Consider the following 16,551-nt stretch of genomic DNA (forward strand, 5'->3'; position numbering starts at 1 on the left):
ATTGAAACCAAATTCCCTTCCGCCGATCATCTTAAAAAATGAAGATGGCGGATTTTACCTTTCCTCCTCATCTGAACTTGATGACTTATATCATTTTATCTTAGGACAGGCGAAACGTTTTGTATCAGCAAAGTCTGCTGCATTATATTTAAGGAATAAACGTGGGAATTTGAGTCGAGTTGGGTTGGTTTTAGATAAAACTAATTCAGGAAATATCGCCAAACATGTGTTTAAGTCAAAAAAGAGTATCCTTGTTAAAAAAGGAACTTACTTAAAATCAGATGATGCACCAGTTTCTGAATCGTATATTGCATGTTATTTGGGTGATGAAATCGGAGACATGTCTCTTGGTGTTCTAGTTCTCGAAGGAATTAAACATTTTCAGAATTTTTCCGAACAAGATTTGGATTTAATTAATTATTTTAGCGCCAATTTAAATGCACTGTTTAAAGATACGGTGTTCTCGGACAAAGATCCGCAATTCTTTAATTCACTAACAACATCGATCCTTTTATTAATCGATAACGCAAATATTCATAACAACAATAATAGACTCCAATACTTTTTGGAAGAAATCATTCGAGTTGCAGTTCTGATCAATACGAGTGTTGATTTGGAACATGTGCTTGTAATGGTGATGGAATCAGCTAAATCCGTATTCCGCACGGAAGCAAGTTCCTTACTTTTGTTAGATGAAAAAAAAGAATTTTTGATTTTCCATACGGTGACTGGTGAAAAACGAGAAGAAGTTGCCAAGATTAAAGTACCTGTTGGCCAAGGAATTGCAGGTACTGTGGCTGTTACAAAACAACCAATGATCATAAACGATGCTCAAAATGATGAGCGTGTTTTTCGTGATGTTGATAAAGCGTCAAATTTTATCACAAGAAATATCCTAGCAAGTCCTCTCATTGTAGGAGACGAAGTGATCGGAGTGATAGAGGCAATCAATACTATCGATCGAAACAATTTTAGCCAAGATGATATCGATACATTCCTTTCTTTTTCGAGTGCCTGTGCTGTTGCCATCCAAAAAACGAGACTACTTGATAACCTCAATGTCACAAACCTAGAACTTAAACAAAAATTGAGTACACTTGAATCTATTTTTGATTTAGGTCAGGCGGTACTTGAATCTCATGACGAGTTAGGTCTCATGTCAAAAACTTTGAGCATTCTCACCAAAGAATTGTCATGCGAAGATGCGGGAATGGTGATTATAGAAGAAAAAAACAAAAACAGGATCCAAGTATATGCAAGGCAACTTGGGATTGTGAGGGAATCATTTTTCCCAATGTTTGAAAGTCGTTTGTTTTTAAGCCTAATGGAATCTGGGAATCCTCGGATGGCTGTAGTCACTGCACAACTGGAAGAATCCTTTTTAGAATTAGAGTTTTATACACTAAAGAAAAATTTTCTCATTTTACCCATTGCACCTCGGGGAGGGAATTTACGTGCGGCACTTTATGTAAGTGGGAAAAACTCTGCTCATTCCTTTAATGAAACTGACCTTCGAATGTTAAAAACATTATCTTCTCCACTGGCAAAAGCATATGAGAATTTAAGGCTCAACCAAGAAATTATCACAAAAAAATCGATTGAAAAAGAAATCGAAATCACAAGGAAAATCCAAAACAATATTTTACCAAATGCATTAATACAATCTCCATTATTTGATTTGGGTGTGATGTCTGTCGCCGCAAAAGAAGTGTCAGGTGACTTTTATGATTTCCACGCCTTTGGTGATGAACAGTTTTCTTTTCTAGTGGCTGATGTTTCTGGGAAAAGTTTACCGGCCGCAATTTTTATGGCGATGTCCAGTTCGATCATTCGTACACTTTCAAGGACAACCGACCTTTCTCCTTCAGAACTTCTCTTTCGTGCCAACCAATTGATCTATGAAGATAGCCAGTCTGGTATGTTTGTGACTCTGTTTCTAGTCAATTACCAACGAAAAACCCGCACTTTAAAATTTGCTTCTGCTGGGCATAATGACCAAATTTGGATCCGAGCGGATGGTAGTTTTGAACTCTTAAAAGGAAAAGGGGCCCCACTTGGTGTTGTGCCCCATACCAATTACCAAGGTGGGGAAATCCAATTAGAACCTGGGGACATTTTGGTTTTTTATACAGATGGAGCCATCGAAGAAAAAAGTCCGGATGGGGAAGAGTATGGGCTCGACCGTTTCATTGATTTTATCATCGCAAGAAGGGGTGAAACGTCTCAAAACATCGTGGAATCAGTGTATGAGAACATTCGTTCGTTCTCAAAATCGGAAGAACAATACGATGATTTTACAGTGATGGTTCTTAAATTTGCGGAGGTGACAAGTTTCGAAATGGTAAAATCCTTTGATGCAAACCCGAATGAAATTCCAAAACTCCGAGATTTTATTTCTGAACATTTAGAATCAAAAATCACAAAACCTTTTGCCTTCGATGACATCTTAATAACTTTGGATGAAGCAGCAACGAATATCGTCATGCACAGTTACAAAGACACAGAAATTGCGAATCCGAAGTTTGAATGTAAGTTTGAATTGATGGGAGATAAGTTAAAGATAGTTCTTGTCGACGAAGGAAAACCCTTCGATAGAAAAAAAGTTCCTAAACCTTCCGTAGAAGCCAATTTGAAAGGTGAACGGAAGGGGGGATTTGGCGTTTATCTCATGGAAACCCTCATGGACAAGGTGTCTTATGAATACAATGGGAAACAAAACATAACCTATTTGGAGAAAACAATCGTATGAATGAAGATAAAATTGGAATCCGTTCGGAAGAATTAGGAAACAAATTGGTTGTACATGTCCAAGGCAATTTGGATGTTCACAACACACATAAAATCGAAAAAGATTTACTCGCTCTTGTTAGTTCTTCTGGAAAGTCTGTGATTTTTAACTTGAGCGAAGTTCCTTTTATTTCTTCCGCAGGACTTCGCCTCCTTGTCACAACTCTCAGACATTGCCAAGAACAGAAAATTAGCATTTCGATCTGTGGATTACAGCCTGCAGTCGAAAAAGTTTTCGATATCATTGGCATGCAGCAGTTATTCACGATTTATCCTGATTTAGATGCAGCTTTAAAGTAAAAATCACTTTTCTAAGTGATCCTAAACAAAACATTGGAAAAAAACTTATGGAAACCATGCAGTATTCCCTAAACAACCCATTCAAAGAATCCAAGGCTCCGGCGACCCAAACCGGCATTTATGATGATGCTCTCAAACTCGGTAAAGAATTAATCGAAAAACCGTTTCTTGGTGGTGGTGAAGATCGGATCCGTGTCCAACACTCCAAAAACAGGATGACTGTTTGGGAAAGGATCAAAGTCCTCACGGATGAAGAACCAAACATCACCTACCAAAACTGGGGTCCAAATTTAGATGGTGCCTCCATTGTCACTGGAATTTTAAATATCAAAGGCCGTGATGTTGCCGTCTACGGGCATGATTTTACACTCCGTGCGGGTTCCATGGATGCAACAAACGGTAGTAAACTTGCCCGCCTCATCCAAATGGCAGGAACTCATGGAATCCCACTCATCGGGATGAACGATTCTGCAGGAGCCTATGTACCTGCGGGAGTGGGTGGACTTGATGGATACTCAGAAGCGTTCACCGCACTCCGTAAAATCAGCGGTGTCGTTCCATCGGTGATGCTCATGTTTGGGTTTAATGCCGGTGGTGGAGCCTACCTTCCACGCCAAGGGTCATTTATGATCCAATGTGATGGAACCTTTTTTGGACTGACTGGTCCTGGCGTTGTGAAGTCTGTACTTGGTGAAGATATCTCCGCCGAAGACTTAGGGGGACCAAAAGTCCACGGACAATCAGGAGTTGTGGACCTTGTGACAGGCGATGAGTTAGGATCACTTAGGACTGCCATTCGTTTATTATCTTACCTTCCAGACAATAACCATAGTTTTGCGCCTTTTTACCCAACGTCTGACCCAGTAGACCGATTCATTTACGAAGAGGACATCCTTTTCCGTAAAACGTTTAATTCCCCAACAGGGATGAACACTCCCTTCGACATCACTCTTTACTTACAACAAATCTGTGACCATGGTGAATTTTTTGAACTCCAACCACAAAGAGCGCGTAATATCGTAACTGCTTTTGGAAGGATTGGTGGTCATGTTGTTGGTTTCCTTGCCAATAACTCAGCCGTATCTTCTGGTCAGATTGACATTGGAGCCTCTCGTAAGGGAACTCGTTTTGTACGATTCTGTAACTTATACAATATCCCGATGGTATTTGCAGAAGACACCACTGGGTTTTTACCTGGCCGTGACCAAGAACATAATGGAATTGTACTCGAAGGAAGAAAACTCCTCGATTCCATCATTGACCTTCGTACACCAAGGCTCACACTCATCATCCGTAATGCGTTTGGTGGTGCTTATGCAACATTTAACTCATATTTTACAGGAGCATCCATGGTATTTGCTCTTCCAACAGCAAGGATTGCGGTAATGGGCCCTGCAGGAAAAGAGTATGTCTATAAAGATGAAATCACAAGCGTTCAAAAAGAATTTTTGGCAAATGTCAAAAAAGGTATGAGTGAAAAAGAAGCAGCCGCAACTCGTGATGCCAAACTCTTTGAAATTGGCCAACGGTATGAGAAAGAACTGATGAATCCAAAAGAAGCTTTATCTCTTGGTTCTGTATCTTCGATCATATTACCAGGTTACACTCGAAATGTCCTATCCAAAAACTTGAGTTTTCTCATGTCCAAATACAAACCGGCGGAAATGTCCGGACCTCAAAGGGAGTTTGAATAATTTCCATGTTAGATAAGAATTTAAAACGCATTCAGTTCCAAGAATCAGAGTCCGCGTGGATTCGTTCCTTCACTGTGGAATCGATCAAATGCCTCATTGTTTGTCGTGGTCCTGTTCGAAAAGAAACAATGGATGTCTTTGATGCGATTGGTGTAAAAGAATACGGAATATTACTTTCTGAAAAAGATTCCATTGTGTATCCTAAGGCACTGGCACCAGAACTTCGTAACTTTCGTTTCCCAGAAAACATCCACCGAGTTCCTGATTATATGGGAGCAGGAAAGGAAGAAAAAGAACAACGCATCCACCAAATCATTGGGATCGCAAAAGACAATGGGTACACTCATATCTTTGCCGGATACGGGTTTATGGCAGAAGATGCCGAATTCATTGAAGCCATCGAAAAAGCTGGTATCATCTTTATGGGACCAAGTTCCCATGTCGCAAAAGGGGCAGGGGCAAAAGATGAAGCAAAAAAACTAGCACGTAGCCTCAATGTTTCTGTTACCCCTGGTGTGGACAATATCACAGCTCTTGCCTTACTACGTAAAACTGGTAATTCCAAAGACGGTCTTCTAAAGGTAGCAAAAGAAAATAACTTAAACTTTCAATTTGATGAGAAAAAATCGTTGGAAGACAATGCAGAAATCCTACTGCAACTTTCTTACGAAAAAACCATCGATATCACATCCATCCCTGACTTGCAAAAAGAATCAGAAATTTTATGTGAAGACATTTGGAAGAAATATCCTGGCAAACGCATTCGCTTTAAATACATCGGTGGTGGTGGTGGAAAAGGCCAACGTGTGATCTCTTCCAAAGGAGAAATTGAATCTGCGGTAATGGAGATTTTGGCGGAATCAAAAGTAACAGCCGTAGGTTCTAACAGAAACTTCCTCATCGAACTCAATATTGAAAACACTCGCCATAATGAAATCCAAATGATTGGAAACGGGGAGTGGTCATTATCACTTGGTGGTCGTGATTGTTCCTTACAAATGCACGAACAAAAATTATTAGAGATTTCGCAAACTGTAGAACTCTTACAAAAAGAAGCTGACCTCGTTCGTTCTTCCAATCCTAAAAAAGCGGCGATCCTCGACAAAGATGTACAAACATTAAAGGATATGGAACACCAAGCAGAAGTGTTTGGAAAGGCAATTCGCCTCAATTCAGTTTCCACCTTTGAATGTATTGTGGAAGGGAATAGTTTCTTCTTTATGGAAGTAAACACTCGGATCCAGGTGGAACACCGTGTGACCGAGATGGTTTACAAAATGAAGTTCACAAATCCTAATGATCCAAATGACTTCTTTTACATCGATTCCCTTGTAGAAGCAATGGCAGTACTTTCCATCCATGGACCAAGAGTTCCAAAACCAGAACGAATTGTACGCAATGTATCTGGTGCGGAAGTACGGATCAATGCGACAAACCGTGCCCTGCAACCACATGCAGGAGGGATCATCCAAAACTGGTCGAACCCACTCCCAGAAGAGATTCGTGATGACCAAGGGATTTGTACTCGTAACCCTGATACAGGTGCCTTTGTTCACTACAACTTGGCAGGTGCTTATGACTCAAACGTGGCACTCATTGTTTCGTATGGAAATAGCCGAACCGAAAACCTAGAAATCTTAGGAAATATCCTTCGTAAAACAGAGCTTAGGGGGCAAAACTTAGAAACCAACTTACTTGTCCACTATGGTCTGATCCAGTGGATTTTGGGTAAGGACGCAATGTTCAAACCATCCACGGCATTTATGATTTCGTATTTGGCTGGGATTGGAGCCTTACAATCTGTCATCAATGATTTGGATTTGGAATACCTTTGGTCAGAAAAAACAAAGGCTGCGGATGCCGACCTAAAAAAAGTGCTAAGCAAAAAGATGACACTTGTGATCCGACCAATGGAAAGACTACTTGCGAACCCACATTTACTTGGTGGTTTTCTTGGTTATTTTGATGGAAAACTTTGGACTCGCAGTGGAAACAATGTGAGTTTCAACGAAAATCCAATCCAATTTTTAGATTCCTTGTACTATTATTTAAATTTAGATACAACGGAACAAAAAGCAAGTTCTGAAAAGATTTGGGACCATGACGAGAAATTACTCATCGAAGCAAAAGAATTTTATTCAGAGTTCTCAAAACGCACTGGACTGAAAAACTGGAAAGAAATTTCCGAAACCATAACAAAGGGAAAAAATCCTTCTAAAGAAATCTCCGATGAACTTTGGGAAAAGGTAAAAGCAAGCCACAACGGTTTCCAAGCTGGACTTGAAACCTTACTGTTACTTCCAAAAATTGGAATTAAATCCAACTTTTTTGGACTCGATGTGAATGCGGATTTGGATGGTATTGTTCCTGATGAATTCAAAAACAAAGACACAAGAGATGCGTTTATTAAAACATTAAACCCTCCTCCAAAGATGTCAGGTGACGAAATTGTAGCTCCGATGGGTGGAATGTTCTATTCCAAAGAAGCTCCAAACCTTCCACCACTTGTGAATGAAGGGGATCACTTCCAAGCAGGACAACCACTCTTTATCATTGAAGTGATGAAGATGTTTAACAAAATCCTTGCGCCTGTGAGTGGAACGGTCGTTAAAAATTTGATGGTGGATTCAGATGGAAAGATTGTCACTAAGGCACAACCTATCTTTAAAATCAAACCTGACGAAATTCTAAAGGAAGAATCTCCTGAAGACATTCGTGCAAGAAAAGTGAAGGTGACAAAGGAATTGGGGCTCGTTTAATTCAATCAAAGCCCACAATTTTTTTATAAATCTCAGTAAGTGGGAGGATGTGGTCAACACATCCTCTTTTAATTGCTTCTTTTGGCATTCCAAACACAACAGACGTCTCTTCATTTTGGGCAATGGTTTCTGCTCCTGCCTCTTTCATCTCTTGTAAACCAGCTGCTCCATCATCTCCCATTCCTGTCATGATGATGCCTCTTGCATTTTTTCCTGCCTGTCTGGCAACAGATCGAAACAAAACGTCAACAGATGGTTTGTGACGATTCACAAGTGGTCCATCTTTTATTTCTACATAATACTGTGCACCCGAACGTTTGAGAGTCATATGTTTGTTTCCTGGGGCAATAAGGGCAAGACCTCGTACCACTCTGTCGCCATCATTTGCTTCTTTGATTCGGATCTCACAAATAGAATCCAATCGTTTGGCAAAAGCCTCAGTAAATTTTTCAGGCATATGTTGTACAATCACAATGCCTGGAGTATTTTCTTTAGGGAGTTTTGTTAACACTTGTTCAAGGGCAATCGTACCACCTGTAGAGGTTCCGATCGCAATGATTTTTTCTGTTGCTTGTAAAGAGGAGAGTTCTTGTTTTTTCTCCAATTGGATTTTATATTCTTTCGTTTGAGAAGGATTTTGTAGGTGTTTGGTGCTCGCTGAAGCGGCAGCGATAACGGCATCAGTAAGTGCAATTGTACTTTCATTTAAAAAATCTTTTAAACCAATTTTTGGTTTAGTGATGATATCACAAGCACCGAGGTTCATTGCAAGAATTGCTGTTTCCGAACCTTCTGTTGTGAGGGTGGAACAAATCACAACAGGTGTCGGTCTTTCTGTCATAATTTTTTTTAAAAATGAAAGACCATCCATCCTTGGCATTTCAATATCGAGTACAATTACATCTGGCCAATCATGATTCATTTTGTCCATGGCAAAGATGGGGTCTGATGCACTCCCTAAAAAATGAAATTGAGAATCTTGTTTAAAAATCTCTGTTAGAACTTGCCTGACAACAGCTGAATCATCGATGACAAAAACTTTAATTTTTTTCATAACTCAATGTTTTTCGACCCATACCTCGCCATCCCAAACAGAAAAATAAATTTTTCTCGATTGGTTTCCGCCAACGTCTTCAGAAATGATTTTGATTTGATTGTCTTTTAGGATTTTTTTTGCAAATTCGGAATTCTTAGTTCCAATGAGACTCGTAGCATCATTTCGAAAGATTTCCTTTTCCTCATTTATAAACATATTGGATCCGCCAAAAATTTTAGCAGAGTAATCAGATGGTTTTGTATGTTTTTTTTTGATCTCTGATAGAAAATATTGAAAGGCATCAATACCATATTTATATGTTTTTTCTAATTTGAGTTCAGCAGGATAGGGGAGTAAAAAATGACACATGCCTCCGACATGTTGGGTAGGGTGCCACAATACAATGGAAACACAGGAACCTAGAAGTGTTCGAATCCGATATGGGCTATCCCCGAAGAAAATTTCTCCTGGATTCAAAAATCGATCTATGACTTCAATTGGAGGTTCCATTTAACTAATCTGTGATGTGGTTTCGTGGATCGATTGAATTTCTGATAAATCTAAAATTTGATTCATCTTTAGAATGATCACAAACTGGTTTTCTAACTTGCCTATCCCTTGGATAAAATCCAAACGAATCTTTGAGCCAAAACTAGGTGCTTCTTCGATTTGATTTTCGGGTATATCCACAACCTCATTCACTGCATCAACAAGTAAACCTACATCAATTGTTTCGTTCTCTAATTTGATTTCAGTGATGATAATACAAGTTTTTCGATTTGTTTCTGTTTTCTTTTTATAAAATCTTGTATTTAAATCAATCACAGGAACCACATTCCCACGTAAATTAATCACGCCAGGAATATATTCAGGCATCATAGGAACATGGGTGACGGATTCAAATTCGATAATCTCTTTGATGTACAAGATTCCTAACCCAAATAATTCTTTGGATAAAAGGAAGGTCAGATATTGAATGTCTTGCATCTTAAAATCCTCCCTTAGTATTTTTGAAATTTTGAGTGATCATCCAAACTTTCTTTTTTAGAGATTGGTTGTTTTGGTGGAGCATTCCTTGTCGGTTTCTTTTCCGGATGGTTTGCAACAGTAGATAATTTCCCTAATTTGAAAAAACTGATGGAAGACATAAGCCTTTCTGCTTGCGCTTGTAATTCTTCTGCGATTGCAGCTAGTTCCTCAGAAGCACTCGCCGATTGTTGGGATACTTGGTCAAGTTGGCCCATCGCTTTGTTCACTTCATTCACACCCGATGATTGTTCTTGGCTTGCAGCAGTGATTTCTTGGACAAGATCTGCTGTTTTGTTGATTGCAGGTACGATGTCTTCGATTAATTTTCCAGCTGACTCTGCAATTTGAACAGAACTACCCGCTAACGTTCCAATTTCATTGGCCGATTTTTGGGATCTTTCAGCCAGTTTTCTGACTTCAGAAGCAACAACGGCAAATCCTTTTCCATGTTCACCTGCCCTTGCTGCTTCGATCGCAGCATTTAATGCAAGTAAGTTGGTTTGGTAAGCAATGTCTTCAATGATAGAGATTTTATCTGCAATTTCTTTCATCGCAGTCACGGTGTTTTTGACAGCCTCTCCACCCTGTTTTGCATCTTTTGCTGATTTGGTTGCAATGGTATCAGTTTGTTTTGCATTTTCAGCGTTTTGATCGATCGAGGCACCCATTTCTTCTAATGATGCCGAAGTTTCTTCTACAGAGGCAGCTTGTTCACTGGCACCTTGTGATAATGTGCTCGCAGTAGATGCTACTTCATCTGCAGCGTTAACAAGGGCATCTGTATTGGTCCTAACATCATTTATGATATCTACAAGTTTTTTTGAAGTGTTATTGAATGAATCACGAAGTTTTGCAAAACCACCTTCATAATGACTTGTGATTAGTTGTGTTAAATCTCCATTTTCAAGAGCCGCAAGACCAACCACTAAATCATCCACAATCCTTGCCGTTTCGAGAGCCAATTTTTTTTGTTCTGTGATATCTGTAGCAAATTTGATCACTTTATATGGTTTTCCATTCAGATCCAGAATCGGGTTGTATGTCGCTTGTAACCAAACTTCTCTACCACCTTTTGCTATTCGTTTGTATTCTGCAGTTTGAAATTCACCTCGAGCTAAAGAGGCCCAGAATTGTTTATATTCCTCTGAATTTATATAACTTGGCTCAACAAACATTCGATGGTGTTTCCCTTCGATTTCAGAAAGGGAATAACCCATTGTATTTAAGAAAATATCGTTTGCAGATAAGATAGTTCCATCGACTAAAAATTCAATCGTTGCCTGTGCACGATTGATCGCTTCAATTTGGCTTGTAAATTCTTGGGTTCGCTTCTTATTTTCTGTGATGTCAGACGCAAATTTAATTACTTTAGTCGGAACACCACTTGCGTCTAGAATGGGTGTATAGGTTGCTTGTAGCCAAACTTCTTTTCCGTTTTTTCCAAACCGTTTGTATTCTGCGGATTGGTATTCTCCTCGGTTCAAAGCTGCCCAAAATTGTTTATAGTTTTCGGATGAATATTCCTTGGTTTCTACAAACATCCTGTGGTGTTGTCCTTTGATTTCAGCCAAAGAATAGTCCATCAAAGTTAAAAAATTCTCATTTGCCGTAATGATGGTTCCATCCATTTTGAACTCGATTGTTGCTTGTGATCTATCAACGGCTCTTGCTTGCGCATTTGATTCCGTGACATCAGCCCATTCGACAACACTTCCTAATCTTTTTCCTGATTCTGTAATGATTGGATTTGCAATTAAGTTGAATTCTCGATTTGCTATTATAATACTCGTTCGATGTTCCGCAGTGAATGTTCCCAGCAATTTTCTTTGGTGGCTTGGATCTTTATGGTATCCATCAATATTACTTCCCATTAGATTTTTTAGGGAAAAATTTCGGATTTGTTTTTGGATGTCTGCCTCTGAATTGGCGAACATTTTCTGAATCGCTTTGTTCATATAAACAACATCTAGATTCAAATCGGAAATCATTACGTTTGTAGAAACGCTATCTAATGCCGTTTTGATTTGAATGGCTTGTTTTAAAGGTTTGTTGATTTGGTTCAATAGAATGAGAAGCAAAACAAAGGAAATGAGGATAAAAACACCACTAACAATATAAATCGTATAATCGAAATGATCATTCGTTTCAATTGTTGATTGGATATCGCTTAAGTTGGAGACTAAAAAGATTTTTTGTAAGTCTTGAAGATGACTAGAATAATTTTTCCATTTTGTCGAAATTTCTGAATTTTGGATCTCTTTCTGTTTTGGATTCCCAGAGGTGTCCGTTTGTTTTAAACTATTTAAAACAGCATCGAGATATTGATTTTTTTCATTTATGGCAGATTGGAATTTTGTTTTCTCAACTTCTTTTGTGAATAATGGTGAGACCATATCAAAAGATTTGTTCAATTTCTCAATATCATAATTAATTTTTGCGATTAAGGATTCCGCGGGAGTTGGTAGAAGCAGAATGTGAGTTAAGTCTTCATGAATTGATAAACTGAGTCTTAACAAGTGGGATACAGAATCTGATTTTTGAATCCGTTCTTCCGAATTGATTGTAACGGGTATTTTTTTGGAAAATACTCCGGAACTATACAAACTAATCCATAAAGTAAATACCAATCCAATTATAAAATAACCGATTAACTTGGTGTTTGCGCTGACTGACTTCATATTATCCCCTATGGCTAAATAATTTTTGATTTTCAATTGTGATTGTTCTTTCGAATAAGGAAGGAACATCAATAATAAGAGCTACATTTCCATCACCAAGGATACTTGATCCACTCACACCTTTTACGTGACGGAATACTGAACCCATTGGTTTAATGACCGTTTGGTATTCTCCTAGGAGTTCCTCAACAACGATCCCTGCTTTTTTTTCTCCATTGCGTACGATCACAATATTTTCTCGGGAGATATCGGAACGAGAATCACATGGGTAATAATCTTTTAATCGTAAAAATGGAATCAAATTTCCTCTGAGTGCAAAAAATTGATTCGATTCAGTTTTATGATCATCTGAAAAATGCAAACATTCTAGAACCATTTCCATTGGGATGATGAAATGGCTTTTTCCGACTGCGACTAAGAAACCTTCAATGATGGCAAGTGTGAGAGGTAATCTAAGTATAAATACACTTCCTTTTGAAGGAATGGATTTTACAGTAATAGAACCACGTAAGGATTCAATGTTTTGGTATACAACATCAAGACCTACACCTCTACCGGAAACATTCGTAATTTGCGAGGCTGTGGAAAATCCGGGATGGAATAGAAGTTTGTAAACTTCTTCATCTGAATCAGGGAGTTCACCATAAACGATCCCTTTCTCGATTCCTTTCTTCCAAACTTTCTCTTTTGAAATTCCATTGCCGTCATCAGAAACTTCAATGACAACACTACCTGCTTCATGGTATGCATTCAGTCGTATTGTGCCTTGTTTTGGTTTCCCTTTTTTTTGACGTTCTTCAGGGAGTTCTAATCCGTGGTCACATGCATTTCGTACTAGATGGGTGAGTGGGTCCCCTAATTTTTCGACAATATTTCGATCGAGTTCGGTTTCGTTACCTTCTGTAATGAGGCGAATATCTTTGTGTAATTCTTTACCTAAATCCCTGACAATTCTAGAATATTTTTGAAAACTTTCTCCAATCGGCACCATTCTTAGTTTTAGAGAAATTTCTCTAACTTCATTTAACAGCCGCATGACAACTAGAGATGATTCTTGTAAATTTGGATCATCTGCATCTCCGATGAGTTGGTTCATATTGGCGCAAGATACAACAAGTTCTCCAACCCGATTGATTAAATTATCAATACGTTTTGAATCTACTTTGATAGTGCTTGATTTTAGTGATTCTTTGTTTTGTTCGGTGATTTCAGAAGAAGAATTCGGAATCCCCATGTCTGTTTGTGTGGTTGATGATGAGGCAGAGGGAACTCCCGTTTTTCTTGATTTAATTTCTTCCAGATATTCGAGTAAGCTGTTTTCGTTTAAGATATGGATCTCTTTCCAAAGATTACCTAAGAAAATTTCTTCTTCAGGAAGTTGGTTTGATAAATCAACGAGATCTTCAATCGTAAAACCAGGAGGATAAATATGTAAAAAACTATCTTCTTCGATAAAATTAAATACTTTTTGTACGGACTCTAAATCTTTTTCTGAACTGAAATTGATTTCAAAACCTAAATAATTATTTTCTGGATCATACTCATTTCCCTCAGGTAAGAATTGATCAATTGTTTTTAAAGAGATGATAGTACCAATCTTTTTCAAATACCCAATAAATGAAATTGGATCGAGTCCATGTGAGAATACATTTTGATTAGGTCGAAAGGAGATAAGATAAGATTGAATTCCGTTAGCATTCGAATCTGGCGAAAAATCGTTCGTTTTGTTAGGATTTTTAAGATTTGTTTGATCTTGGATTTCCGACGACATTTGTTTTTTTTGGGGAACTTGTGAAACATTCGCAGATAGAAATGGTTTCATCTCATCTAAGATTCGTTCTCCGAGATTTAGTTTTTCTTGTGGAATTTTTCCTTTCGTTTCATTCAAAACTAAATACAATAAATGGTCTTTTGCCTTTAAAAGGATCTCTGTCAAATGAGATTGGAATTGGATAGTATGCGAGCGCAAATCATCTAAAAGATTTTCCACAACATGTGCAAAGGAGACGGTTGCTTCGAATCCAAACATTCCAGCTGTACCTTTGATTGTGTGGACAGCTCGAAAAATAGCATTTAAATCTTCATCTGTAGGAAGTGTAGTATCTGTACGTAGTAAAATAACTTCCATATCCCTTAGGAGTTCGTCAGATTCGACTAAATACGCTTCTATAACTTCCGTTAAATCCATTAGGATACTTTCCTTGTGCCATAACGGAACTCAACTTCGTTCGCATGTTCTTTTTTTACTTTGATGCGATCTCCAAAAAAAGATACTAAACCAAGTAAATCCAATACCTTTAACACTGCTAAAGAATGATTGGTTAACTCCAAAACTTGATGGTTTGAATTTGTTGTTTTTTTTAAATAAATTAAAAACTGGATCCCTGCAGAATCAATTCTTTCAATTTCCGATAAATCGATTCTGATTTTTTTACCTTTGGGAATTTCCCATTGGTTGCTCAATTCATACCAATCTTTGATAAAAGGTACAGTCAGGTATCCTTTCCAAAAGATACCAAACCCTTCTTGTGATGATTGAATTGTTTGTTTTGGTTCCATCGTTACGGTATTAATTTAGTAATCGTATCCAATAATTCTTCAGGTGAGAAAGGTTTTGTGAGCCAAGCCTTAGCCCCTGCATCCATCCCTTGTTGTTTTTTCTCTGGTTGGGATTCGGTTGTGAGCATAATGATTGGTGTAAATTTAAACTTTGTGTTCTCCTTTACTTTTTTAATAAAACTGATCCCATCCATATTGGGCATATTCATATCAGAAACAATGAGATCAACGGTATTGGTTTCGAGTTGTTTTAGACCTTCTAACCCATCACCCGCTTCAATGAGATCAAAATTTGCATTTTTTAAGTGGACAGAGATGATCTTTCGAAAGACTGCAGAATCATCAATGATTAAGATTTTTCTATTCATTTGGTTTTCCTTTTTATGTTTGGATTGGGAGAAATACTTCTGCAATCACACAGGATGCTTTGATTTCAGTTGTATGGTCAATAGCGTTTCTAATGAAAAACATACCATTGTGTTTGTGTAATAGAAAATCCACCATCGTTAATCCAAGTCCAAGACTGAACTTTTCTTTCTGATAAAAACTTTCGACTGGCGGATGGATTCTATAAAAGGGTTCTACTAGTTTTTTTTCAGAGTGTAGTAGGTGTTTCGCATAATCATCATCGATTATATTGTTCTTTGCTGATAAACAAAAATATCCATCGACAAAGGTGACAAAGATATCAAAATTTGATTTTGTTTTTGAATACTTTATTCCGTTAGTAAAAATTTCATGTAAAATAATTTTGAAATAATTTAAGTCAACTTCTAACGTGACCGTTTGTTTGACAACGGGGAGATTAACTTTAATTTCTTTCTCTTCTAATTCATTTTCGAAATCTTTTACAATATCAGGCAATATCGCAAGTAAAGTTTCACTTGAGACTTTTTGTAATTTTAAATGAGACTGAATCGTTTCAACTGCCAAATCCAATCCTTTTAACATTGATTTGTTGTGATCTTGGTTTTCTGAGATTATGTCCCAATATTCTTTGGGGATGAGATAGTTCCCATTTTCTTCTTTTTTAATTTTTTCAATCGAGTCAATAATTGAAGTCAAAACACCAAGTCCTGAACCTTGCATTAAAGTTGTTTTCAGATTTAAAATTGAATTTAATTCAGCATTAACTTCATTGGTTTTGCGGTGTGACTCTTTGTAATTGAGCCACTCCAATTGACTTTTTAATTCTTTTGATTCTTCATCAATGAGTAGAGCTTCCATGCGTTTTAAGTAGACGTATTCTAATGTTTTTTCCAAACGATCTGCAACAATTTCTACGTGAAGGGGCTTAATTAAATAATCATAAACGCCCATTTTCATGATTTCTATGATTTCTTCTGTCTGGTCGATTGCAGTTTGTACGATAAAAACGGCCCTTGGTTCGATTTTTCGTTGTTCTGCGATGAATGTTTTGCCATCCACCACAGGCATCATCAGGTCCACCAAATAGAGGCTATACTGCTTTTTTTTGGCCATTTCCAGGGCTAGTTCGCCGTTCTCAGCAACCTCATATGCTGCGCCTATTTTTTTACAAATTCCTTCTAAAAGTACCTGATTTTCTTTTTTGTCTTCGATGATTAAAATCGGTTCTTTGGGTCTTCGGAGGTGTTCTGGTTTCAAAACACTATTTTTTGTTGGCTCGATCGGTTGCACCATATAGAATATCGGAGATTGTATTCCAGATTTCTAATTGGTTCAATACC

At 37.8% G+C, this 16,551-nt stretch carries 12 protein-coding genes; 4 read left to right on the forward strand and 8 right to left on the reverse strand.

What is annotated here, in order from left to right; translation table 11 throughout:
* Position 1: 1 nt before the first annotated feature.
* Genes EHQ43_RS12105 through EHQ43_RS12120 form a run of 4 tightly spaced genes read left to right on the forward strand, consistent with a single transcriptional unit; the run spans position 2 to position 7,540 of the window.
* Positions 2–2,749 (forward strand): SpoIIE family protein phosphatase, encoded by a 2,748-nt coding sequence (locus EHQ43_RS12105; protein ID WP_135771339.1) that lies wholly within the window; start codon positions 2–4, stop codon positions 2,747–2,749.
* On the forward strand, positions 2,746–3,087 hold the full coding sequence (locus tag EHQ43_RS12110; protein WP_135741875.1) for an STAS domain-containing protein: 342 nt from the start codon (positions 2,746–2,748) through the stop codon (positions 3,085–3,087). The genes EHQ43_RS12105 and EHQ43_RS12110 overlap by 4 nt, the downstream gene beginning before the upstream one ends.
* A gap of 47 nt (positions 3,088–3,134) precedes the next feature.
* Entirely contained in the window at positions 3,135–4,781 is a 1,647-nt protein-coding gene (locus EHQ43_RS12115; RefSeq protein WP_135771340.1) for an acyl-CoA carboxylase subunit beta, read from the forward strand.
* A gap of 5 nt (positions 4,782–4,786) precedes the next feature.
* Positions 4,787–7,540, forward strand: a complete 2,754-nt coding sequence (locus tag EHQ43_RS12120) for an ATP-binding protein (RefSeq protein WP_135771341.1) — start codon at positions 4,787–4,789, stop codon at positions 7,538–7,540.
* A 1-nt stretch (position 7,541) separates the two neighbouring features.
* Here the strand turns inward: EHQ43_RS12120 and EHQ43_RS12125 are convergent, their stop codons facing one another.
* From EHQ43_RS12125 to EHQ43_RS12160, 8 genes are read right to left on the reverse strand one after another with little or no spacing between them, the layout of a single operon-like run.
* Positions 7,542–8,594 (reverse strand): protein-glutamate methylesterase/protein-glutamine glutaminase, encoded by a 1,053-nt coding sequence (locus EHQ43_RS12125; RefSeq protein WP_135771342.1) that lies wholly within the window; start codon positions 8,592–8,594, stop codon positions 7,542–7,544.
* A gap of 3 nt (positions 8,595–8,597) precedes the next feature.
* Positions 8,598–9,086 (reverse strand): chemotaxis protein CheD, encoded by a 489-nt coding sequence (locus EHQ43_RS12130; protein WP_135741879.1) that lies wholly within the window; start codon positions 9,084–9,086, stop codon positions 8,598–8,600.
* The gene (locus tag EHQ43_RS12135; RefSeq protein ID WP_135741880.1) at positions 9,087–9,563 is read right to left on the reverse strand and encodes a chemotaxis protein CheW; all 477 of its coding nucleotides are present in this window, start codon (positions 9,561–9,563) and stop codon (positions 9,087–9,089) included.
* Between the two features lie 14 nt (positions 9,564–9,577).
* A complete protein-coding gene (locus EHQ43_RS12140) occupies positions 9,578–12,283 on the reverse strand; it encodes a methyl-accepting chemotaxis protein (RefSeq protein ID WP_135771343.1) in 2,706 nt (901 codons plus the stop codon).
* Between the two features lies 1 nt (position 12,284).
* Positions 12,285–14,471 carry a chemotaxis protein CheA gene (locus EHQ43_RS12145; RefSeq protein WP_135771344.1) on the reverse strand — a complete coding sequence of 729 codons (2,187 nt, stop codon included), beginning with the start codon at positions 14,469–14,471 and terminating at the stop codon, positions 12,285–12,287.
* Positions 14,471–14,842: an STAS domain-containing protein gene (locus tag EHQ43_RS12150; RefSeq protein ID WP_135771345.1), complete on the reverse strand. Its 372-nt coding sequence runs from the start codon at positions 14,840–14,842 to the stop codon at positions 14,471–14,473. The genes EHQ43_RS12145 and EHQ43_RS12150 overlap by 1 nt, the downstream gene beginning before the upstream one ends.
* Before the next feature lie 2 nt (positions 14,843–14,844).
* Positions 14,845–15,210 carry a response regulator gene (locus tag EHQ43_RS12155; RefSeq protein WP_135741884.1) on the reverse strand — a complete coding sequence of 122 codons (366 nt, stop codon included), beginning with the start codon at positions 15,208–15,210 and terminating at the stop codon, positions 14,845–14,847.
* A 13-nt stretch (positions 15,211–15,223) separates the two neighbouring features.
* Entirely contained in the window at positions 15,224–16,504 is a 1,281-nt protein-coding gene (locus EHQ43_RS12160) for an ATP-binding response regulator (protein ID WP_135771346.1), read from the reverse strand.
* Positions 16,505–16,551: the final 47 nt, after the last annotated feature.

The organism is Leptospira bouyouniensis (assembly GCF_004769525.1).
Classification (GTDB): domain Bacteria; phylum Spirochaetota; class Leptospiria; order Leptospirales; family Leptospiraceae; genus Leptospira_A; species Leptospira_A bouyouniensis.